This is a genomic window from Bifidobacterium sp. LH_230 (assembly GCF_056357555.1).
Genome location: NZ_JBKEWJ010000002.1, coordinates 171,365 through 191,684 on the forward strand (window position 1 = coordinate 171,365; position 20,320 = coordinate 191,684).

Genomic DNA, 20,320 nt, shown 5'->3' on the forward strand with positions numbered 1-20,320 from the left:
ACTAGCAATCCACCTTACCAATTGCCGGCTACATCGTCCCGTTCGCGAGGTTCGTCCCCCGGCGGCTACTTGGCCGGGGCCACCGAGCCGCGTTCGACGAATTCGGGCGCGATCATCACGCGCCGCGCCGGCCGTTCGGGATGCAGGTAGCGTGAGATGAGCAGGTCGACGCTCGCCCGGCCCAGCTCCTTGTGCGCCGAGCGCATCGCGGTCAGCGGCCGCGAGTTCGGCGTGATGTAGCCGTCCACCGAGATCATCGACAGATCGGACGGCATCGCCACGCCGTGCCGTTCCAGCGTCTGCGCGAGCGACATCGCCAGCCAGTCGGAATGTACGAGCATCGCCGTGGTGCCCTCGTCGATCGCCTGTTTGGCCACGGATTCGACGCCCACCGAATCGTACGGCGCGACGTTGGTGCGCACGAACGCGCTGTCCACCGTGTCCAGCCGTGAGGTCACCGACCGCCAGCAGTCCTCGATGTAGTCCGAGACCGGCGTGTGCGTGAGCGCGAGTCCCAGCCGGCGGTGCCCGAGCGCGACGAATCGGTCCACGACCTGCCGCACGCCGGTGCGGTAGTCGGTCATCACCATGCCCAGCCCGTCCACGCCGAACGGCGGTTCGCGTTCGGCCAGCACGACCGGCACCGGCGCGTCCTTCAGCCACTGCCAGATGTCCGATCCCTGCATGCGCACGCTCGGCGCGAGAATCAGACCGATCACCGACGAATCGGACAGCAAGTCCTCCACGATGGCGATCTCGTCGCCGTTGTCGTACGTGGTCGACCTCGTCTCGACGCCGAGGTCATGGTCGGCGGCCTCCTTTTCGATGGCCTGCGACGTGACCGGCCAGTTGAAGCTCGGCTCGGGGAACATCACGCCGATCGTGCCCGACAATGTGGGGGTCATGCCGTGCGCGGCCGTGTCGGCGAAGCGCGCGGTCTGCGCAGACGGCAGCGGCTGGACGGCCGGCTGCAGCGGCAGGGACGACGATAGCGATGGCATGGCTGAAGCCGCGCGTGCGACACGCGACGTCGCGGTCTGCCGCACGGACGATGGCTGGCCGACGGCTGGACGGACGGCAGCGGTATCGCCGGCAAGATCCGTGATCTGCGTGTCGTCGCCGAGCGCGGTCGCGCCTCCGCGCACGCGGCGGATCAGGCCGGCGTTGGCCAGCGTGTTGAGGTCGCGTCGCACGGTGATCGGCGTCGTGTCCAGTGTTTTGGCGAGTTCATCGACACGCACGACGATGCCGCGCGAGAGCATGCCGAGGATGATGTCCTGCCGCTCGGCCGGCAAATACTTCTTCTCGTCGGTGCCGGTTGCGCCGGCCGCCAACGTGCCTGTGGCTGTCTCGGTAAGAACGGTCATCGCCTCTTCGCTTTCCTGCTGCCGCATCGTGCCCATGCATTCGTTGCATGCGTCTGACGCGCATGTCACGTGCCGTCGTCGGCACCTGATCATGAATTACGGCATACCATATCACGATCATGTTCGATCATGATCGTTGTTGCACTTTTTTGCATTAGACTTGATTGCACATTGAGCATATGCATGATCGCAATGGAGCAAGGAGGATTCGTCATGGCACAAGGACGGGTGACGATCAACGACGTTGCGCTCGCGGCCGGCGTGTCCGTATCCACGGTGTCGCGCGCGCTGTCTCGGCCCGGCAGGGTGAACGCCGAGACGGCCAGGCGCATCCGGCTGATCGCCGACGAGCTCGGATACCGCAACGAGACGGTCGAACCGTTCTCGCGCGATCAGCCGAGCGGCCTGATCGCCGCGTTCGTGGCCGATCTGAGAAACCCGTTGTTCTCCGACCTCGCCCACAGCATCCAGCACGAATGTCTGCGCAACGGCTACGGGCTGATGATCGTGGACACCGAGGAAGGCAATGTATTGGAACGCAAGCTCGCCAGCCTCACCCTGCCGCATGCGGACGGCTTCGTGTTCCTCTCCTCGCGCGTCTCGGACGCGACGATCCGCAAGGTGGCGCAGACCAAGCCCGTATTGATGGTCAACCGCACGGTGCGGGGCCTGCAATCGGTGATCGCGGACTGCACCAAGGGCATCGGCGAGGCGGTCGATCTCTTGGCCGGTCTCGGCCACCGCGAGATCACGTATCTGGCCGGCCCGGAGGCGTCCTGGAGCGAAAGCACCCGATGGCAGGCGCTGTACGCCAAATGCGCGGCGGCGCGCATACGTCTGCGCCGCATCGACGGGAACGCGCCGACCGGCAAGGGCGGTGCGCTCGCGGTCGACGCGTTTCTTGCGAATCCGACCACGGCCGTGTTCGCCTACAACGATCTCATGGCGATCGGCTTCGTCAACGAATTGCGCGACCGCGGCGTAAACGTGCCGGGCTCGGTGTCGGTGATCGGGTTCGACGGCATCGAACTCGGCTCGCTGATCTCGCCGTCGCTCACCTCGGTGGCGACGCCGTGGCGCGAAATGGGCCAGCAGGCGGCCAAACTGCTCATCGACCAGGTGCGTCACCGCAGCGTCGGCATCTCCCGGCCGGTCGTCCTGCCGACCCGGCTGCTGGTTCGCGAGACGTGCGCGCATGCGAAATGATCATTTCGCAAATATCTTCCGATCGTCCCGTTGTATCGGTACATAGTCGGAGATTGCTACGTTGTGAACGATAACGGATAATTTGATCGTATCAACCACTGCTGATCGCAAGTATGGAAAATTTTGGCAAACGACTATCAGGAACGATCAATCAGTGAATAATCAAAGTCAAGCGCAAGGTGCAGCAGTGATCACTACGAAGTGATCGCAACGAACGCTCACCGAGCGGGTTTCGGCAACGATGTCGGAATGGAAGGAAAGGAAACACACCATGAGGAAAGTCTCTCCGCTCTTCAAGGCCGCCGCTTTCGCAGGCGCAGCAGTGATGCTGCTCGCCGGCTGCGGCTCGAGCAACAACGCCAGCGGCGGCAAGACCGAGGCGCTGGACGAGAACGCCAAGACCACGATCACGTTCGCCGGCTGGTCGCTCGACACCACCCCGGAGTTCCAGACCCTGGCTGACGGCTTCATGAAGGATCACCCGAACATCACCGTCAAGATCAAGCAGTACTCCGCCGACGACTACGACAAGCAGCTGACCTCCGACATCTCCGGCAAGAGCCAGCCCGACGTCTTCCCGATCAAGAACCTGCAGAAGTACTACACGTACGCCGCAGAATCCGGCGGTCTCGCGGACCTCTCGGACATCGCGGCCGGCTACGACGGCGACAAGAACATCGACGTCTCCCAGTACAAGCTCGAGGACGGCAAGTACTACGCGATGCCGTACCGTCAGGATTCCTGGGTGCTCTTCTACAACAAGGACATGTTCGAGAAGGCCGGGGTGGATACCCCCGACGGCACTTGGACGTGGGATGACTACACCAAGGCCGCCGAGGAGCTCAAGAAGAAGCTGCCCGCCGCCGGATACGACGCCAACTCCGTCTACCCGATGTACCAGCACAACTGGCAGTCCGTCGTGCAGGGCTTCGCGGTCGCGCAGACCGACGGTGCCTATGACGACTTCTTCAAGGGCGACTACAGCTACCTCAAGCCCTACTATGAGCGCGCACTCAAGTGGCAGGAGGAAGGCCTGACCATCGACTGGAATACCTCGAACTCCACCAAGGTTCAATATCAGGCCCAGTTTGGCACCCAGAAGGCCGCCATGCTGCCGATGGGCACCTGGTTCGCCGCCACGCTCGTCAGCCAGCAGAAGTCCGGCGACGCCGACCAGTTCACCTGGGGCATGGCACCGATCCCGCAGAACCCGGACGCCTCCACCTCCGACACCCCGGTGACCTTCGCCGATCCGACCGGCCTTGCGGTCTCCTCCAACATCTCCGGCCAGCAGCTGGCCGCCGCCAAGGAATTCGTCAAGTGGGCCTCCGGTGAGAAGGGCTCCGAGGCGCTCGCCAAGATCGCCACCACCCCGGCCTACTTCTCCGACTCCGTCGCCGACACCTACTTCGGCACCGAAGGCATGGCCACCGACGACCTGTCCAAGAAGGCTTGGACCGAGCACAAGACCAACCCGGAGAACCCGGTCGGCAAGGGCACCGATGTCATCCAGGACGTGCTCAAGACCGCCAACTCCTCGATCATGACCAAGACCTCCAGCGTCGATGACGCACTGGCCAAGGCCACGCAGGACGTCAAGGATCAGGGCGTCGTCGAGTAAGGAACGATCCGGCTCCACCGGTCGCCACTGACCGGATGCCGATGAACGGGGGTCGGGGCTGTACCTATCAGGAAACAGTCCGGGCTCCCGTTCATCATGCCCACATCGATTCCCGTCATCAATCCATCCGCATTTTCACCGCACTATATACAAAGGAGTGTTGCAGCGATGACACAGGCTACCTCGGCTGCACAGTCACATGTCGCACCGCCCGACCACAGCAAGGCCAACAAGGCCATCGGCCGGCGCAATCTCATCAACGGCATCGGGTTCATCGCGCCGAACTTCATCGGCTTCCTCGTTCTTATTCTCATCCCGGTCATCCAGCTGTTCTACATCGGCTTCTCCAAGTGGAGCGCCTTCGGCGATCCGGTGTTCAACGGTCTGACCAACTGGTCGCGACTGTCGCGTGACTCGAACTTCCACGCGGCGTTCGTCAACACCATCGTCTATTCGATCGTCCACATCCCGCTCACCCTCGCCATCGCCTTCGCGTTGGCCGTGCTGCTCAACACCAACCTGAAGGGCCGCGCGTTCTTCCGCACCGTCGCCTTCTTCCCGTACATCACCTCGATCGTCGCCGCCGCCCAGGTGTGGAACATGCTGTTCGACGCCAAGTCCGGCGTGATCAACCAGGTCATCAAGGTCTTCACCGGCGGCTGGGCCCCCGGCTGGATGGGCGATACCAAGTGGGCCATGGTCGCGGTCATCATCGTGGCCACCTGGCGTGAGGTCGGCTACTTCATGATCCTCATCCTTGCGGGCCTGCAGACCATTCCGGGCGAACTGTACGAGGCCGCGTCCATCGACGGCGCGAACGGCTGGCAGCAGTTCTGGAAGATCACCGTGCCGTGCATGCGACCGACCCTGTTCTTCGTCATGGTCACGCTGACCATCCAGTCCTTCAAGATCCTCGACCTGACCCTCGTCATGACCGACGGCGGCCCGGGCACCGCGACCCTCATGCTCGCGCAGTACGTCTACCGCGTGGCCTTCGACCGTTCCGACTTCGGCTACTCGGGCACCGTCTCGCTCGTGCTGTTCGCACTGTGCATGGTCGTGACCCTCATCCAGTTCTGGTACAACAACAAGAAGGAGAAGTAAGATGACTGCCGCAAGCATCACCCCGGTCGCGGGAGCCAAGTCTCCTTCCGCCGACATCCCGTTCAACAAGAAGCCCGTCAGCCCGCTCAAGGTCGTCGGCACCGTCATCGGCTACGTGGCCATGATCGCCGTCGCCGCGTTCACGCTGCTGCCGTTCGTCTGGATGCTCCTCGCTTCGGTCAAGCCGAACAACGAAGTGTTCATGGTGCCGTTCAAGTGGCTGCCGAGCGTGTGGCACTTCGAGAACTACATCAACATTTGGACCAAGTCCGACATGCTGCTGTGGGTCGGCAACACCGTGTTCTTCGCGATCTGCGTGACCTTCCTGCAGGTGTTCACCGGCTCGTTCGCCGCCTACGGCTTCTCGCGCATCAAGTTCGCCGGCCGCAACACGCTGTTCCTCATCTACATCGCCACCATGGCCGTGCCGTGGCAGTCCTACATGATCCCGCAGTTCAAGATGCTCTCCTCGTGGGGTCTGGTCGACACCCGCTGGTCGATCATTCTGCTGCAGGCGTTCGGCGCGTTCGGCGTGTTCATGATGAAGCAGTTCTACGACACGATCCCCGAAGAGCTTTCCGAAGCCGCCCGACTCGACGGCCTGAGCGAATTCGGCATCTACTCGCGCATCGTGCTGCCGCTGTCCGGACCGTCCATCGCCGCCCTCGGCATCATCACGTTCACCAACACGTGGAACGACTACATGGGCCCGCTCATCTACTTGCGCGCCCAGAACCTGCAGACCATCCAGCTTGGTCTCAAGACGTTCATCAGCCAGTTCAACGCCGACTACGCGATGATCATGACCGGCTCCGTGCTCTCCATCCTGCCGATCCTGGTCGTGTTCCTCATCGGCCAGAAGCAGTTCATCGAGGGCATCGCCACCTCCGGCATGAAGGGCTGATCCCTCCTTCCGATCGGCTCTTCGGCCCTCGGCCGGCCGGCTCGGCGGCGTTATCCTCCTTGCGCCGCCGAGCCGGCCGCAATCCACACACGGTCTGCATGGTGTGCCTGTAACCATGCAGACCGTTTTTCTGTATTCATATGTCATTTCGGACGAACGGGGATCTCTGTTTTTGCCGTTTCGACCGAATACGGATCTCTTTATATTGTCGTTTCGATCGAGCACAGGCTTCTATGTTGTCATTTCGACCGAGCGTAGCGAGCGGAGAAATCTTTTCTGCCCGCTCCATCCGCAAGATTCCTCGTCTCCGGCTTCGCCTTCGCTCGAAATGACGGGAAATCCCAACGGCAACGCAGTAAGGTAGCAATCATGAGCAACGAAGACCACAGCAACAACAACGCATCGCCCGACGCGACCAACAAGTGGTTCCAGGCCGACGCGTTCATGCACATCGTCAACTCGGTCACCGTGATGATCCTCGCCGGCATCTGCTGCCTGATCGCCGCGCTGCCGCTCGTGATCGTCATGCTTGTGGTCAACGACCTCAACTACTGGCCGCTGTACTTCGCGGCCGCGGGGCTCTCCTCGCCGGCGGTTGCGGCGCTGTACGCGATGTTCCGCGACCATCCGGCGCTGCTCGCGCGCGGTTCTCGCGTGCGTGTCAAGCGCATGCTGGAGGCCGAGGTCGAAGTCGCGTCGTCTACGGTCGCGGACGATGATGTGGCTGCGGCAGGTGACCATGCCGATCGCCGTGCCGCCGGACGCGCCGCGCGATCCGCGTCCTCCGATTCCGCGAGCTTCCCGCCCGACTGGATCGCCGGGCTGTACGTGCGTCAGGACGTCGCCGTCGCCATGTTCCGCCCGTATTTCCGCGCCTACGCGCGGCTGTTCCCGCGCGCGCTCGCGGTCGGGGTGAGTTGCGCGCTCGTAGGGTTCGCGCTCGTCTACAACATCGCGCTGTTCGCGCAGTTCCCGTGGGGCGTGTACGTCACGCCCGCGCTGGCCGTGTGCCTCGTGTTCCTGTTCGCCGCGTTCTCGATCGCGATGGTGCTGATCGTGGAATACCCGAAGGCGCGGTATCTGTCGGTGATTCGCAATGCGGTGACGCTGTGCATCCGCCGCGCGTACATCCTGCTCATCACCGCCGTGGCGCTCGTGGCCTATGGGTACGGGCTGTTCCATTGGACGCTGCTCATGATGGTGTTCGGCACTGGCGTGCTGTGGTATCTGATCTGGGGCGCGTCACGCTGGCAGGCGCAGCGCCTGTTCGCGCAGATGGCCGCCGAATCCGGCGACCCGCGCATCGTCGAGATGTACGAGGTCGCGCCCGCTTCCGGTGGGTCCGGTTCTGCTGGTTCCGGCATCTCCGGCTTCTTCTCCGGCACCACCGACTGGCGGCAGTGATTCCTGTTTGCCGCCTGTGCGCCATACGGTAGACGCCGGCTGCCCATATCGGGCCGCCGGCGGTATGGTCGGTGACGCGGGTGGTGTGGGTCATGCGGGGTATCCCTCAGCCCTCGAGGCTTCCTGTTGCCGGGGAATTGGGGGCGCACCTCGCACGGGAATCGACCACATCGCACGCCTGTTGCTGAGGAAGCCGGGGTTTGCAGATGGCCCGTAGTGCGGTAACTCCCCGGGTTCTTCTCGAATGTGTCCCGCAACAAGCATCCCTGGCGGGGCGAATCGTGGAGGATTTCCGTATTTGCCCCATAACCGCTGGCCTTGGCGAGGCAGTTCCCCGAAGGATTCGGTGTTCTGCCCTGCCAAGATGATTCTCCGCGGGGCGGATTCCGGAAGATCCCCGTGTTTGGCCTCGTAATTGCCGGCCTTGGCGGGGCGATTCCCTGAAAGCTCCGAGGCGTGCCCTGCAGAGAGGGCCTTACGCGGGGCGGTTCCCTGATATTCCCGGGATTTGCCCCGCGGCGGCACCTTGAGCGGGCCATTCTCTGAAGCCTTCGGTGATCAGCCCCGCAACGGACCATCTGTGCGAGGCGATCCGCAGATGCTTCCCGACTTCGTCCCGCAATAGGTCGTCTCTGTGAGGCGTTCAGCAGGGATGTTCCCGGTTTCGCCCCGCCCAATGAATGACGCCGCGCTCGGCGAGTTATCCACAACACGCCCGAAACCTTCGTTTGCGTCCACATACCCCTGTCGGGCTTTACTTCACATCGTCGGCTCGCATAGGGTCGCCATATGAGATGCCATGCCAGAGTCAAGGAAGCACTCGCCAATGCCGAGCGGGAACGCCGTTGCGCCTTCGGACGGGAAAAATCCGTCAGATCCGCCTTTGAGCGCAGGGCCGCGGCCAACGAGCTGACCCGTGTGTTTCCCAACATGTATGTCGACCCGCAGTACTGGTCCGCGCTCGAACCGCCTGACAGAGCGCTCCACATTGCAAGAACGCTGCATGAACGGCACCCGCAATGGGTGTTCGCCGGAGCCACTGCGGCCGCGGCGCACGGCTTCGAACATCAGTGGTCGCTGCACGACGACAGCATACTCATCATCTCCTCCACTGAGAACACCGTATATACTCCGGCGCGAGTTCGGCGCCTGTATGCCCCCGGATGCCCGGTCGAGACCGTTGGCGGATTGCCGGTTACCAGTAAGGCCCGTACGGTGGTGGACTGTTGCCTGCTGTTCGATTTCCGTTTCGCGTTGCCGGTAATGGATTCGGCGCTCGGCAAAGGGATGATGAGAAGCGATGTACTCGGCATATGCGGCGGATTGCGAACGGATTGCACGGCGGTGCTGCGTGCGGTGCATTACGCCGATGAGAACAGCGAAAACGGCGGCGAGTCGCTGATGCGTGGCACCATCGTCGATTCCGGCCTGATGGCTCCACAGACCCAAGTCGTGTTCGCGGACCCGCTGACAGGGAAGTCGTATCGCGCCGATTTCGTATGGAGGTTGGATAGCGGCGAGGTGATCGTGGCCGAGTTTGATGGCACGCGCAAGTACGTGGACCCGACGATGACCGATCGCAAAAGCATCCAAAATGTGGTGTTGGAGGAGCGGGAGCGCGAAGCTGCGATACTGCGGGCCGGTGCGACTCGAATCGTGCGATGCACGTTCGACGAAGTGATTGTCGTGGAGCCGATGGTGCATAAGCTGCGTGCGGCCGGCGTGCCGATGCGTCGGGGAGGTAGATGAGGAAGACCATGATGGCGGCCGTCGTGCGATGCTGTACCGCTCCGTCATTTCGTTGCCGTTTGATTGCCTTCCGCATGGACGTCTGCTCCTTCCCGCGGTTCCTCTTTTCTCGCATACCTCCTCTTTGTGGGGTGATTCCCGGAAGTCCTCAGCGTTTCGCCCCGCAAAACACCCCTCGATGAGGTGATCTCCTAGGGATTTCAGCAATTTGCCTCGCAATAACCCGTTTTAGCGGGGCGAAGCGCGGAAGTGCTGGTGTTATGGCCTCGGAATGACGTGCCTGAGCGGGGCAAAACGCAGAAGGGGGTGACGATGTGCCCTGGAAACCGCGTTCGTGGGGTGCAATGCGGGTGCTTTGGGGCATCCGCCTTGCAACCGCGTGTCGTTGCGGAGCGGTTTGCTGGCCGGTGCTGGGTATTGCTGCGGAAAACCACTTTTGCGAGGCAACGTATGAGTGTTTTCCGGCATCTGCCCCGCTGAGGTATGTCTTCGCGGGGCAGGTGCCGGAAACTCTTGGTGGACTGCCCCGCAGGGACCCGCCCTAGCGAGGCGAATCACGGAAGAGTATGGCGATGTGCCCCGGAAGTCTCACTTGTGGGGCGATCCGCTCAAAGCCTCGGTGATGCGCCTTGCAATGATGTGCTTTAGCGGGGCGAAGCGCGGAAGAGTTCTCGGGCCAGCTCTGCAAATGACGCTGTTTGTGGGGCGAAGCGCGGAAGAGTTCCGAAGGCGGCTCCGCTGGCGGCGCTGTTTGTGGGGCGAAGCGCGGAAACCGCCGAGGTGATGCCCCGATGCAAGATGTCGAACATATGTTCGATAATGGTGGTATGAGTGATCGAACGAGACGCACGTACCTTGCCATCGACCTGAAGTCGTTCTACGCTTCGGCCGAATGCGCGTCGCGCGGGCTCGACCCGCTGACGACGAATCTGGTCGTGGCCGACGTGGCGCGCACCGAGAAGACGATCTGCCTTGCCGTCTCCCCGGCACTCAAGGCATACGGCATCGGCGGCCGCGCTCGCCTGTTTGAAGTCGTGGAACGCATGAAACGCGTCAACGAGGAACGTCGTCTGCGCGCGCCCGGACATCAGCTGAGCGGCGAGGCGTTCGATTCGGTAAGTCTGGCCGCCGATCCAAGCCTCAAGGCCGGGTACTACGCCGCCAAACCGCGCATGTCGTACTATCTCAAGGTCAGCGGCCGCATCTACGAGATCTACCTGCGTTATGCCTCGGCTGCCGACATCCATGTGTACTCGATCGACGAGGTGTTCATCGACGTGACGCATTACCTCGCCATGTACCGCATGACGCCGCACGAACTGGCCCGCCGCATCGTGCAGGACATCGTGGACGAGACCGGCATCACCGCCACGGCCGGCATCGGCTCGAACATGTATCTCGCGAAAGTGGCGATGGACATCGTCGCCAAGCACATGCCCGCCGACCGCGACGGCGTGCGCGTGGCCGAGCTGGACGAATCCAGCTATCGGCGACTGCTGTGGGCACATCGTCCGATCACCGATTTCTGGCGGGTCGGGCGAGGTTATGCTCGGCGTCTCGAATCGGTCGGATTGCTCACGATGGGCGACATCGCGCGATGCTCGCTCGGCAAAGCGCATGATTACTACAACGAGGACCTGCTCTACCGCATGTTCGGTGTGAACGCCGAGCTGCTCATCGACCATGCGTGGGGACGCGAGCCGTGTCTGATCTCTGATGTCAAGAAGTACCGTCCGGCCGAGAACTCGCTCAGCTCCGGTCAGGTGCTGCACCGGCCGTATTCGTGCGATTCCGCACGTCTTGTCGTACGTGAGATGGCGGATGCGATCTCGCTGGAACTCGTGGACAAGGGAATGACCACCGATCTGGTCGGGCTGTACATCGGCTACGAAGGCAAGGAGGGATTCGAAGGGTCCGCGCCGGTGTCCACGAACCGATACGGCAAGAAGGTGCCGCGTCCGGCCAACGGGTCGGTTGATCTGGGGGAACATACGTCGTCGACGGAAGTGATCACGGCTGCGATGATGAGACTGTACGACCGCATCGTGGACCGTTCGCTGATGGTGCGACGACTCAATGTGGTGGTCGGTCGGTTGCGACCGTATGGGATGACGGAAACGACTGCCGACAGGGGAGCCGATGTTGGTGCGGATGGCGTGTCGATGACGGTGCGACGGCCGGTCCGTGAGGAACAGTTGGACCTATTCGCTGATGCAGAGCAAGAACGTGATGCCGATGGCGAATCTCGGGACGAGCGCCGGCGCGAACACGACGTGCAGCAGGCGATGCTGGCGGTCAAGCACCGTTTCGGCAAGAATGCCGTCATCAAGGCCATGAACCTTGAGCCGGATGCCACCGGGCGGGATCGCAACAACCAGATCGGCGGCCATGCCGCGGGCGACGAGGAAGGTCGCGCCAAGAGTAACCGGAATACACCGAACCAGTCATCCGGTTCAATGGTTATGCCCGGTGTTCCGGTCAATGATCAAGCTAAAAGCGGCAGGGGAGCGGAGGACAGGACATCCGGCAGGGCGCAAACCGGTGATCGGATACGGCCGACAACGGCTCCTTCGGTGGCGGTCCGTCCTGCACGCGCAAATCCGGACACGGCTGCCGTCCAAGTCGACATGCGTCAGATGGCCTCGCTGTTCCAGCCGACGCATCGCTACGATGACATCATCGGCATGCCGCCCCACGTCTCACGCACCCACCCGCCGATGCTCCGCCTCAACCGAGCCGCCCAATTCATGCCCTTCGCCGCCCTCACCGGCTACGACGAGGTCCTGCAGGAGTCGTTGGTCCAATTCGAGCAAGCCTACGCTACTACGTCTCAGTCTTCCGACGACGACCTCAACATCATCTGCTGATGCGTCTGCTTGGGAACAGCGTAAGTTGGGGGAGATTGCTGATTCATTCAGTTATGGTTTGAACGCGTCCGCTACTGCCTATGATGGCAGGAATGGATATCTCCGTATTACGGATATCGACGACAGCACTCGTCAGTTCTCTAAGAATGATCTGACTTCACCCGATGCTGACCTCAGCCAGTGTGAGGATTATCTGCTGTCTGAAGGCGATATTGTTTTTGCTAGAACTGGCGCAAGTGTTGGGAAAACCTATATTTATCAAGAGAAAGACGGCATCGCATATTTCGCTGGCTTTCTGATTCGCATGAGATTGAAGTCCGATATCGATCCGTATTTCGTATTCCAGTCAACGCTTGGTGAGGCTTATAAGCGTTATGTGAGTATTACTTCACAACGGTCTGGGCAGCCTGGGGTTAATGCTGAGGAATATGCCGAATGTCCAATTTTGATGCCTTCGCTCGCTGAGCAGCAGGTCATCGGCCGGTTTTTCTCGCGGCTCGATTCGCTCATCACCCTTCATCAGCGTAAGCGCTGAAAACCGTTCAACGGCATTGATGCTGGCGGAGCCTCGGCCCCCTCGGCTGAGGGGGCTGTCAGCGGAGCTGACTGGGGGAGCGTCACGACGCGTCAGCGCCAACAACAGCACCGCACACTTTTGCCAGTTTCCCGATTACAACCCGATAAACCCTCCGAATCTCCGTATTGCATAGGGCTATATTCGATTACCTTCTGTCTTCTACCTGCATCTCGTCTTCATTGGTTGTTTGGCTGATGCTGTTGACATCGTTTCCCGTCAACACCTCCTGCAACCACCCAAAGGACTTGACATGACCGAAAACACACAAAACGTCTTGTTCTGCGACTACTATGCGCAATGGGTCAGCGTCTATAAAGAAGGCGCGATCCGCGACGTGACCATGAAGAAGTACAAGATCACGCAAGCATGGCTCGCAAAGCTCATTCCCGATCTCAAGCTGTCCGATTTTGACCGCGTCAGTTACCAGAAACTCATCAATGGCTACGCCGAATATCACGAACGACAAACGACAATGGACTTTCACCACCAGTTGAAGGGCGCCATTCTCGACGCCGTCGATGAAGGATTCATCCAGCGCGACCCCACTCGCAAGGTAATCATCAAAGGCAAGCAGCCCAGGCAGAAGAAACAGAAGTATCTCAATCAGTTTGAGTTGCATGCAATTCTTGCTGATCTTTCGCTCGGCGCGGAGCCAAGTTGGGATTGGCTGATACTGCTCATCGCAAAGACCGGGCTGCGCTTTTCGGAAGCATTGGGACTGACCCCGAACGATTTCGATTTCGTACACCAGACGCTTTCCGTGAACAAGACGTGGGACTACAAAAACGGCGGAGGATTCGTGCCGACGAAGAACGCTTCATCCGTTCGCAAGGTGCAGCTTGACTGGCAGCTCATCATGCAATTGTCGGCGTTGCTGAAAGCATTGCCGGAAAGCAAGCCCATTTTTGTAAAGGATGGCGGCAAGGTGTACAACTCAACGGCGAATGGCATTCTCGCCAAGCATTGCGAACGGGTCGGCGTGCCGGTGATCTCGATACACGGGCTTCGGCACACGCATGCGTCGCTGCTGCTGTTCGCCGGAGTCTCCATTGCCAGTGTTTCCAAGCGGCTCGGGCATGCGAGCATGAACACAACGCAGGATACGTATTTGCATGTCATCCGCGAATTGGAGAACAAGGATGTGGATATTGTGATGAGGGCGTTATCGACGTTGATGTAAGGTATCGCGCTGCGCGCGATGCGGTGCTGTTGTTGGCGCGTTTCGCGCCGTGACGCTCCCCCAGTCAGCTTCGCTGACAGCCCCCTCAGCCGAGGGGGCCGAGGCTCCGCCAGCATCAATGCCGTTGAACGGTTTTCAGCGCTTACGCTGATGAAGGGTGATGAGGGAATCGAGAGCGCTCAAAAAATCGGATACGCATTTTTGTTCTTCTTCGCAAGGAACGTATAGGCTGAATTCACACAAGTTTTTGTAATACAACCTTGTGCGGGTTCCGCCAATTTTTTGCTGTCGACAAAATGACCTGAAACTTGCGTTTGAGTTGAGGAACTCAACCAGGAAAGCCAGGTCATTACCTTCTGTGGCTTCAAATACGGGATATTCCTTACTAACAAGCCCCTTTTCTGCGATTTTGTTGATGTTGAAGTGAAAAATATCGTCGTCGCTCATATGCCGATACGTGCATTTGCCAAAAGGTACAACGCTAAATAACGTTTCCTCATTATCGGTAGAAGCATTGTCCTGATATTCGGTTTGGAACATAAGTCCACTTCTCGACGATGTAAGCAGTGGATAATGCGATTCCGATGTGGCGTACTCTGCCAATTCTCTGGTAATCTCCCCCAACTTACGCTGTTCCCAAGCGGGCGTATAATGAATGCATTTGTATTGCAGTTTGAAAGTGCGGTGAGGCGATGGCTTACTCCAACCTCATAGAGAAGGGCGCTGGTGAAACCGAAATACGCTCGTACCTTGTCGATGGCGACGTAGTGCCCGTCACCATGCGTATCCCCGCGAATCTTCGGGATTCCGCCAAAGAGGCCGCGGCGCTTCATGGCATGAGTTTCTCGGCGTTCGTGAGGACCTGCATCATCAATGAGCTGGTCAAGGACGGTGAGCGATGATTCATCTCACCACCATGACCATGCAGCTTATCGACAATGATCCGGATGGCATTCGCATTTGCCGTGTGGAAGGCGAGTCGTTGGTCACCATTGTGGTTCCAAGAGATAAGTTGGCCGAGGCAAAGAGACTGCCGAATGTGCCGGAACGGGGCGTGTATTACCTGCTGGATGAGGACCATGGTGTGCTTGGCCGCGTGTATGCCGGGCAGACCACGCAGGGGCTTGCCCGTCTTGAAGACCATAAGGCCAAGAAGGAGTTCTGGAACAAGGCCGTCATGTTCCTTGACGGCGACATCAACATCGACAGGGATGTGTTGGACGCCCTGGAGGCGAAAGCGATTGACTTTGTCCAGCGAAACGGCTCATACGAGACGGATAATACGTATCTTCCCAGTCCGCATGTGAACCCGTATAAAGAGCAACGGGTCGAGAAGCTGCATGAGAGCATGCTGTTTCGCATGAAAGTCCTCGGTTATGACCTCAATCGTTCGGAAACCGCGGCGCATGTGAGCGAAGGATTTCACACCAAGAAGAACGGAATCTCGGCAACCGGGAAATACGATAAGGCAACCGGGCGGTTTACCGTCCTTGCCGGTTCCGAGGTTGAACTGGGACGCGGCATTATCAAGAACCGAGGAGCCATCGCCGCCCGCGAGCAGCTCTTCGGCAGTCAAAAAGGCAAGGCGAAGCTTGACCATGACGTGACCTTCGCCAGCCCGTCCACGGCCGCCGTGTTCGTTCTTGGTGGTAGCCAAAATGGCTGGACCGAATGGGTGAATGATCAAGGCAAAACGCTCGATGAAGTGTACAGGAACAAGGAGCATATGAATGAATAAGCAGCAGCTCGCCGCGAGGATTTGGGAATCGGCCAATCGGATGCGTTCGAAGATCGAGGCGAACGAATACAAGGACTACATTCTCGGCTTCATCTTCTACAAGTTCCTCTCGGAAACGCTGGTGGCGCGGTTGCATGAGGACGATTGGACCGATGAAGACCTGCCCGCACTGGTCGAGGACGATACCGAAACCGTAGAGGACGTGCGCCAGCTGTGCGGCTATTTCATCTCCTACGACAACCTGTTCTCCACTTGGATCGCCTCGGGCTCCGACTTCACCATCGCCGATGTACGCGAGGCGCTGTCGGCGTTCGAGCGCAACATCAACCCGGCGCACCGGCGTGTGTTCGCCGGTATTTTCGAGACGCTCCAGACCGGTTTGTCGAAGCTCGGCACCGACGAGCGCAGCCGTTCCAAGGCCGCCCGTGACCTGATCTACCTCATCAAGGACATTCCGATGGACAGCCGCGAGGGTTACGACACCCTCGGTTACATCTACGAGTACCTGATCGACAAGTTCGCCTCCAACGCGGGCAAGAAGGCCGGCGAATTCTATACGCCGAGCGAGGTCTCCCAGCTCATGAGCGAGATCATCGCATGGCATCTGCAAGGCCGCGACGAGATCGAGATCTACGATCCAACGTCCGGTTCAGGCTCGCTGCTCATCCACATCGGTCAGGCCGTCGCCCGCCGCAACGGCAATCCGAACGGCATCAAATACTACGCGCAGGAACTCAAGGAGAACACGTACAACCTCACGCGTATGAACCTGGTGATGCGCGGCATCCTGCCCAGCAACATCTTCGCCCGCAACGGAGACACGCTCAAAGCCGACTGGCCGTGGTTCGATTCCGATGAGACTCGCGACGAAACCTATAAGCCGCTGTTCGTGGATGCGGTCGTCTCGAACCCTCCGTATTCGCAGAACTGGGAGCCGCCGGCACCCGGCGAGGACGTCCGCTTCGAATACGGCATCGCGCCCAAGTCCAAGGCCGACTACGCGTTCCTGCTGCATGACCTGTATCATCTGCGCGACGACGGCATGATGTGCATCGTCCTGCCGCACGGCGTGCTGTTCCGCGGGGGAGAGGAAGGCGCGATCCGCAAGAATCTCGTGGAACATCACCATATCCAGGCCATCATCGGTCTGCCGGCGAACATCTTCTTCGGCACCGGCATTCCCACCATCGTGATGGTGCTGCGCAAGCATCGCGACGACGACCATGTGCTTATCGTGGACGCGTCCAAAGGATTCGCGAAGGACGGCAAGAACAACCGGCTGCGCGCGTGCGACATCCGGCGCATCGTGGACGCGGTGACCGGTTCGAAAACGGTCGACAAATTCAGCCGTCTGGTGAGTCTCGACGAGATTCGCGCCAACGACTACAACCTCAACATTCCGCGTTACGTGGATTCATCCGAACCCGCCGAGCAGTGGGACATCTACGCCACGATGTTCGGCGGCGTGCCGGCGCAGGAGATCGATGCACTGCACCGCTACTGGGACGTGTTCCCAAGCCTCAAGTCGCAGCTGTTCGCCATGAAGGATGGCCACATCGCACACGTGAACGGCGGCTCGGTGAAAGATGCGGTGTATGGCAACGCCGAAGTGCAACGCTACGTCGAACAGTACAGGCAGCGTTTCGCCGATTACCGTGCGTTCCTGAACGGCGAGCTGATCGACGGATACGCCGACGTGGATATCGCCAGCAAGCCGGAGCAACTGGCCGATGACCTGTTCCGTCGTCTGCATGACGTGCCGTTAGTGGACGCGTACGCTGCGTACCAGGTGTTCGTGGACGGCTGGAAGACGATCGCCGACGACTTGGAAACGTTGCATAACGAAGGATTCGACGCGGTGCGCAAGGTCGACGCGAACATGACCGTCAAGAAGAAGGGCGGCAAGGACGTCGAAGTGCAGGACGGCTGGCGAGGCCATATTCTGCCGTTCAAGCTCGTGCAGGAACGTCTGATGACGGCCGATCTGGCTGAAATCGCTGCTCAGGAGCGTCGTCTGAGCGAGATCGGGCAGGAACTGAACGATCTGCTGGAGAACGTGGACGAGGACGACAAGAGCTCGGATGCGATCAACGAGGACGGCGACGCGTTCGTGCCGGCCGAAGTGAAGAAGGCCGCCAAGTCGATCGGCAAGCATCCCGACACTGAGTTCGACCGTACGATCGTGGCCGCGAACCGGCTGATCGACGAGGAGAAGACGGTCAAGAAGGCCGTCAAGGAACTCAATGCCGCGCTGGACGACAAGACCGCGACGGTCATCGAGCATCTGACCGACGGACAGACGACCGAACTGCTGAGCGCCAAGTGGATCGAACCGTTGCAGACCAAACTCGAAGCGCTGCCGACCGCCGTACTCGATGAACTCGTGGCGAAGGTCGCGGCCTTGGACGAGAAGTACGCGACCACGTACGCCGACGTGTGCGGTCAGATTCATGACGCCGAGCGTGAACTTGGTTCGATGCTCGACCAGCTGACCGGCGACGAATTCGACATGGCCGGCATCGCCGAGCTTAAGGCCCTGCTGGGAGATGAGTGAGATGACTGATTCGAACGTACCTTCGATTCGTTTTCAGGGTTTTACTGACCCTTGGGAACAGCGTAAGGTTTCTCGGGTGGCTCCTTTGCAGCGAGGTTTTGATCTGCCGGTTGGGAAAATTATTCCCGGACCATATCCTGTTGTGATGTCCAATGGCATTGGTGCTTATCACGTCGAGTACAAGGTTAAAGGCCCCGGCGTTGTGACTGGCCGTTCTGGAACCATCGGTAATCTTCACTTTATTGAATCGGACTTTTGGCCGCATAATACCGCGCTGTGGGTTACAAACTTCTATGGCAATAATCCAAAATTTGTCTACTATCTGTATGAAAAGTTGGACTTGGCTCGTTACCAAGCTGGTAGTGGTGTGCCGACTCTCAACAGAAATGATGTGCATGACACATGGGTTGATGTTCCAACATCCAATAATGAGCAGCGGGTCATTGGTCGGTTTTTCTCGCGGCTGGATTCGCTCATCACCCTTCATCAGCGTAAGTATGACAAGTTGGTTGTGCTGAAGAAGTCGATGCTCGAACAGATGTTCCCTCAGGAGGGTGAGTCGGTACCGCGTATTCGTTTCTCCGGTTTTACTGACCCTTGGGAACAGCGTAAGTTGGGGGAGATTGCTGATTCATTCAGTTATGGTTTGAACGCGTCCGCTACTGCCTATGATGGCAGGAATGGATATCTCCGTATTACGGATATCGACGACAGCACTCGTCAGTTCTCTAAGAATGATCTGACTTCACCCGATGCTGACCTCAGCCAGTGTGAGGATTATCTGCTGTCTGAAGGCGATATTGTTTTTGCTAGAACTGGCGCAAGTGTTGGGAAAACCTATATTTATCAAGAGAAAGACGGCATCGCATATTTCGCTGGCTTTCTGATTCGCATGAGATTGAAGTCCGATATCGATCCGTATTTCGTATTCCAGTCAACGCTTGGTGAGGCTTATAAGCGTTATGTGAGTATTACTTCACAACGGTCTGGGCAGCCTGGGGTTAATGCTGAGGAATATGCCGAATGTCCAATTTTGATGCCTTCGCTCGCTGAGCAGCAGGTCATCGGCCGGTTTTTCTCGCGGCTGGATTCGCTCATCACCCTTCATCAGCGTAAGTTGACATTGCTCCAAAACATCAAGAAATCCTTGCTTGAACAGATGTTCGTCTAGGAATCGGAGGAATCATGGATCGCAAACGCATCATGGAAGAGGCCATCCATTCCGGCGAGATGGAAGGCGCCTACGTTTCCGCCGAGTTCCGGCGTGACGCCGAACAGTACGTCGACGGCGATTTCACCATCGAAGAACTCATGACCAGAACCAAGCGCCGTTGGAAGGTCGACAAGCGCGAGCCGAAAGCCGCCGCTCATGCCTGAACGGTTCATCGACCCGTATATCGATCAGCGAACCGGCATACTGCGCAATCTGATCGGTGCGACGACCTACGACGAACTGCAGAACGCCGAAGGTGAATTCGCCGCGCTGCGCATGAGCGAATTCCTCACCAAGCCGGTTCCGCGCATGAGCGGATCGCTGGACGATTTCCGCATGCTGCATCGTATCCTGTTCCAGGACGTCTACGACTGGGCGGGTGAGATCCGTACTGTGGAGATTCGCAAGAACGTCGAGGGCGCCGAGTTCTTCCTGCCGTCGACGAACATCGCCATGGGCGTCGGCTGGGCGCAGGGAGAACTGCGGAAAGACAATATGCTCGCCGGTCTTGACTTGCCTCGGCTCGCGCAACGGCTGGCGTATCACTACGACAATTATAATTTCGTCCACCCGTTCCGTGAAGGCAACGGCCGTGTGCAACGCCTGTTCTGGACACTGCTCTGTCACGATGCCGGATACGATCTCGACTGGCGTCTCGTCAGCGGCGAGGAGAACGACGAAGCCAGCAGACTCGCGGCGGAAGACCAGAACTACGCGATGCTGGAAGCGATATTCCGGCGTATCGCGTCGCCATGCGATCCCGCCGTGCCGATCGGCAGCGAATCGCTGACCACAGGTCATCTGCGCACTGATGCGCAATAAAAATACACAGAAGG

The 20,320-nt window shown here is 59.4% G+C and carries 16 protein-coding genes and 2 pseudogenes; 16 read left to right on the top strand and 2 right to left on the bottom strand.

The window, feature by feature from the left end:
• Positions 1 to 65 precede the first annotated feature (65 nt).
• Entirely contained in the window at positions 66 to 1,403 is a 1,338-nt protein-coding gene (locus tag AC1A0G_RS01735) for a LacI family DNA-binding transcriptional regulator (RefSeq protein WP_476527024.1), read from the bottom strand.
• 177 nt (positions 1,404 to 1,580) lie between these two features.
• Between AC1A0G_RS01735 and AC1A0G_RS01740 the strand changes: the two genes are divergently transcribed.
• The 10 genes and pseudogenes from AC1A0G_RS01740 to AC1A0G_RS01785 all read left to right on the top strand — a co-directional run bounded on the left by AC1A0G_RS01740 (position 1,581) and on the right by AC1A0G_RS01785 (position 13,979).
• Positions 1,581 to 2,573 carry a LacI family DNA-binding transcriptional regulator gene (locus tag AC1A0G_RS01740; protein ID WP_476527026.1) on the top strand — a complete coding sequence of 331 codons (993 nt, stop codon included), beginning with the start codon at positions 1,581 to 1,583 and terminating at the stop codon, positions 2,571 to 2,573.
• 271 nt (positions 2,574 to 2,844) lie between these two features.
• Positions 2,845 to 4,194, top strand: a complete 1,350-nt coding sequence (locus AC1A0G_RS01745) for an ABC transporter substrate-binding protein (protein WP_476527028.1) — start codon at positions 2,845 to 2,847, stop codon at positions 4,192 to 4,194.
• A gap of 168 nt (positions 4,195 to 4,362) precedes the next feature.
• Positions 4,363 to 5,298, top strand: coding sequence for a carbohydrate ABC transporter permease (locus tag AC1A0G_RS01750; protein WP_219068947.1), 936 nt, complete (start codon positions 4,363 to 4,365; stop codon positions 5,296 to 5,298).
• A 1-nt stretch (position 5,299) separates the two neighbouring features.
• Complete coding sequence (locus tag AC1A0G_RS01755; protein WP_214374851.1) at positions 5,300 to 6,202, top strand: carbohydrate ABC transporter permease; 903 nt, start codon at positions 5,300 to 5,302, stop codon at positions 6,200 to 6,202.
• Positions 6,203 to 6,571: 369 nt separating this feature from the next.
• Complete coding sequence (locus AC1A0G_RS01760) at positions 6,572 to 7,606, top strand: hypothetical protein (protein WP_476527029.1); 1,035 nt, start codon at positions 6,572 to 6,574, stop codon at positions 7,604 to 7,606.
• A 789-nt stretch (positions 7,607 to 8,395) separates the two neighbouring features.
• Entirely contained in the window at positions 8,396 to 9,355 is a 960-nt protein-coding gene (locus tag AC1A0G_RS01765; protein WP_476527030.1) for a hypothetical protein, read from the top strand.
• 809 nt (positions 9,356 to 10,164) lie between these two features.
• Positions 10,165 to 11,751 (top strand): annotated as a pseudogene (locus tag AC1A0G_RS01770) (Y-family DNA polymerase); the annotation flags it as partial.
• 240 nt (positions 11,752 to 11,991) lie between these two features.
• Entirely contained in the window at positions 11,992 to 12,222 is a 231-nt protein-coding gene (locus AC1A0G_RS01775; RefSeq protein ID WP_476527127.1) for a hypothetical protein, read from the top strand.
• A 19-nt stretch (positions 12,223 to 12,241) separates the two neighbouring features.
• Positions 12,242 to 12,757 (top strand): annotated as a pseudogene (locus AC1A0G_RS01780) (restriction endonuclease subunit S); the annotation flags it as partial.
• A gap of 292 nt (positions 12,758 to 13,049) precedes the next feature.
• A complete protein-coding gene (locus AC1A0G_RS01785) occupies positions 13,050 to 13,979 on the top strand; it encodes a site-specific integrase (protein WP_476527031.1) in 930 nt (309 codons plus the stop codon).
• Positions 13,980 to 14,114: 135 nt separating this feature from the next.
• Here AC1A0G_RS01785 and AC1A0G_RS01790 read toward each other — a convergent pair whose 3' ends face one another.
• Positions 14,115 to 14,519, bottom strand: a complete 405-nt coding sequence (locus AC1A0G_RS01790) for a restriction endonuclease subunit S (RefSeq protein ID WP_476527032.1) — start codon at positions 14,517 to 14,519, stop codon at positions 14,115 to 14,117.
• A 152-nt stretch (positions 14,520 to 14,671) separates the two neighbouring features.
• Here AC1A0G_RS01790 and AC1A0G_RS01795 point away from each other — a divergent pair, with 152 nt between their 5' ends.
• The 6 genes from AC1A0G_RS01795 to AC1A0G_RS01820 are packed head-to-tail and all read left to right on the top strand — an operon-like array spanning position 14,672 to position 20,306.
• Complete coding sequence (locus AC1A0G_RS01795; protein WP_476527034.1) at positions 14,672 to 14,881, top strand: YlcI/YnfO family protein; 210 nt, start codon at positions 14,672 to 14,674, stop codon at positions 14,879 to 14,881.
• Positions 14,878 to 15,717, top strand: coding sequence for a GIY-YIG nuclease family protein (locus AC1A0G_RS01800; RefSeq protein ID WP_476527035.1), 840 nt, complete (start codon positions 14,878 to 14,880; stop codon positions 15,715 to 15,717). Before AC1A0G_RS01795 ends, AC1A0G_RS01800 begins: the two co-directional genes overlap by 4 nt.
• Positions 15,710 to 18,271 carry a type I restriction-modification system subunit M gene (locus tag AC1A0G_RS01805; protein ID WP_476527037.1) on the top strand — a complete coding sequence of 854 codons (2,562 nt, stop codon included), beginning with the start codon at positions 15,710 to 15,712 and terminating at the stop codon, positions 18,269 to 18,271. The genes AC1A0G_RS01800 and AC1A0G_RS01805 overlap by 8 nt, the downstream gene beginning before the upstream one ends.
• Position 18,272: 1 nt before the next feature.
• Entirely contained in the window at positions 18,273 to 19,442 is a 1,170-nt protein-coding gene (locus AC1A0G_RS01810) for a restriction endonuclease subunit S (protein WP_476527038.1), read from the top strand.
• Positions 19,443 to 19,456: 14 nt separating this feature from the next.
• Complete coding sequence (locus tag AC1A0G_RS01815; RefSeq protein WP_476527040.1) at positions 19,457 to 19,648, top strand: antitoxin VbhA family protein; 192 nt, start codon at positions 19,457 to 19,459, stop codon at positions 19,646 to 19,648.
• The gene (locus AC1A0G_RS01820; RefSeq protein WP_476527042.1) at positions 19,641 to 20,306 is read left to right on the top strand and encodes a Fic/DOC family protein; all 666 of its coding nucleotides are present in this window, start codon (positions 19,641 to 19,643) and stop codon (positions 20,304 to 20,306) included. The genes AC1A0G_RS01815 and AC1A0G_RS01820 overlap by 8 nt, the downstream gene beginning before the upstream one ends.
• The last annotated feature ends 14 nt before the right edge of the window (positions 20,307 to 20,320 follow it).

Coding starts and splice junctions, on each gene's coding strand:
- AC1A0G_RS01745 (WP_476527028.1), top strand. CDS start 2,845: ATGAGGAAAGTCTCTCCGCTCTTCAAGGCCGCCGCTTTCGCAGGCGCA.
- AC1A0G_RS01760 (WP_476527029.1), top strand. CDS start 6,572: ATGAGCAACGAAGACCACAGCAACAACAACGCATCGCCCGACGCGACC.
- AC1A0G_RS01795 (WP_476527034.1), top strand. CDS start 14,672: ATGGCTTACTCCAACCTCATAGAGAAGGGCGCTGGTGAAACCGAAATA.
- AC1A0G_RS01765 (WP_476527030.1), top strand. CDS start 8,396: ATGAGATGCCATGCCAGAGTCAAGGAAGCACTCGCCAATGCCGAGCGG.
- AC1A0G_RS01755 (WP_214374851.1), top strand. CDS start 5,300: ATGACTGCCGCAAGCATCACCCCGGTCGCGGGAGCCAAGTCTCCTTCC.
- AC1A0G_RS01800 (WP_476527035.1), top strand. CDS start 14,878: ATGATTCATCTCACCACCATGACCATGCAGCTTATCGACAATGATCCG.
- AC1A0G_RS01815 (WP_476527040.1), top strand. CDS start 19,457: ATGGATCGCAAACGCATCATGGAAGAGGCCATCCATTCCGGCGAGATG.
- AC1A0G_RS01750 (WP_219068947.1), top strand. CDS start 4,363: ATGACACAGGCTACCTCGGCTGCACAGTCACATGTCGCACCGCCCGAC.
- AC1A0G_RS01790 (WP_476527032.1), bottom strand. CDS start 14,519: ATGTTCCAAACCGAATATCAGGACAATGCTTCTACCGATAATGAGGAA.
- AC1A0G_RS01810 (WP_476527038.1), top strand. CDS start 18,273: ATGACTGATTCGAACGTACCTTCGATTCGTTTTCAGGGTTTTACTGAC.
- AC1A0G_RS01740 (WP_476527026.1), top strand. CDS start 1,581: ATGGCACAAGGACGGGTGACGATCAACGACGTTGCGCTCGCGGCCGGC.
- AC1A0G_RS01785 (WP_476527031.1), top strand. CDS start 13,050: ATGACCGAAAACACACAAAACGTCTTGTTCTGCGACTACTATGCGCAA.
- AC1A0G_RS01805 (WP_476527037.1), top strand. CDS start 15,710: ATGAATAAGCAGCAGCTCGCCGCGAGGATTTGGGAATCGGCCAATCGG.
- AC1A0G_RS01775 (WP_476527127.1), top strand. CDS start 11,992: ATGGCCTCGCTGTTCCAGCCGACGCATCGCTACGATGACATCATCGGC.
- AC1A0G_RS01735 (WP_476527024.1), bottom strand. CDS start 1,403: ATGGGCACGATGCGGCAGCAGGAAAGCGAAGAGGCGATGACCGTTCTT.
- AC1A0G_RS01820 (WP_476527042.1), top strand. CDS start 19,641: ATGCCTGAACGGTTCATCGACCCGTATATCGATCAGCGAACCGGCATA.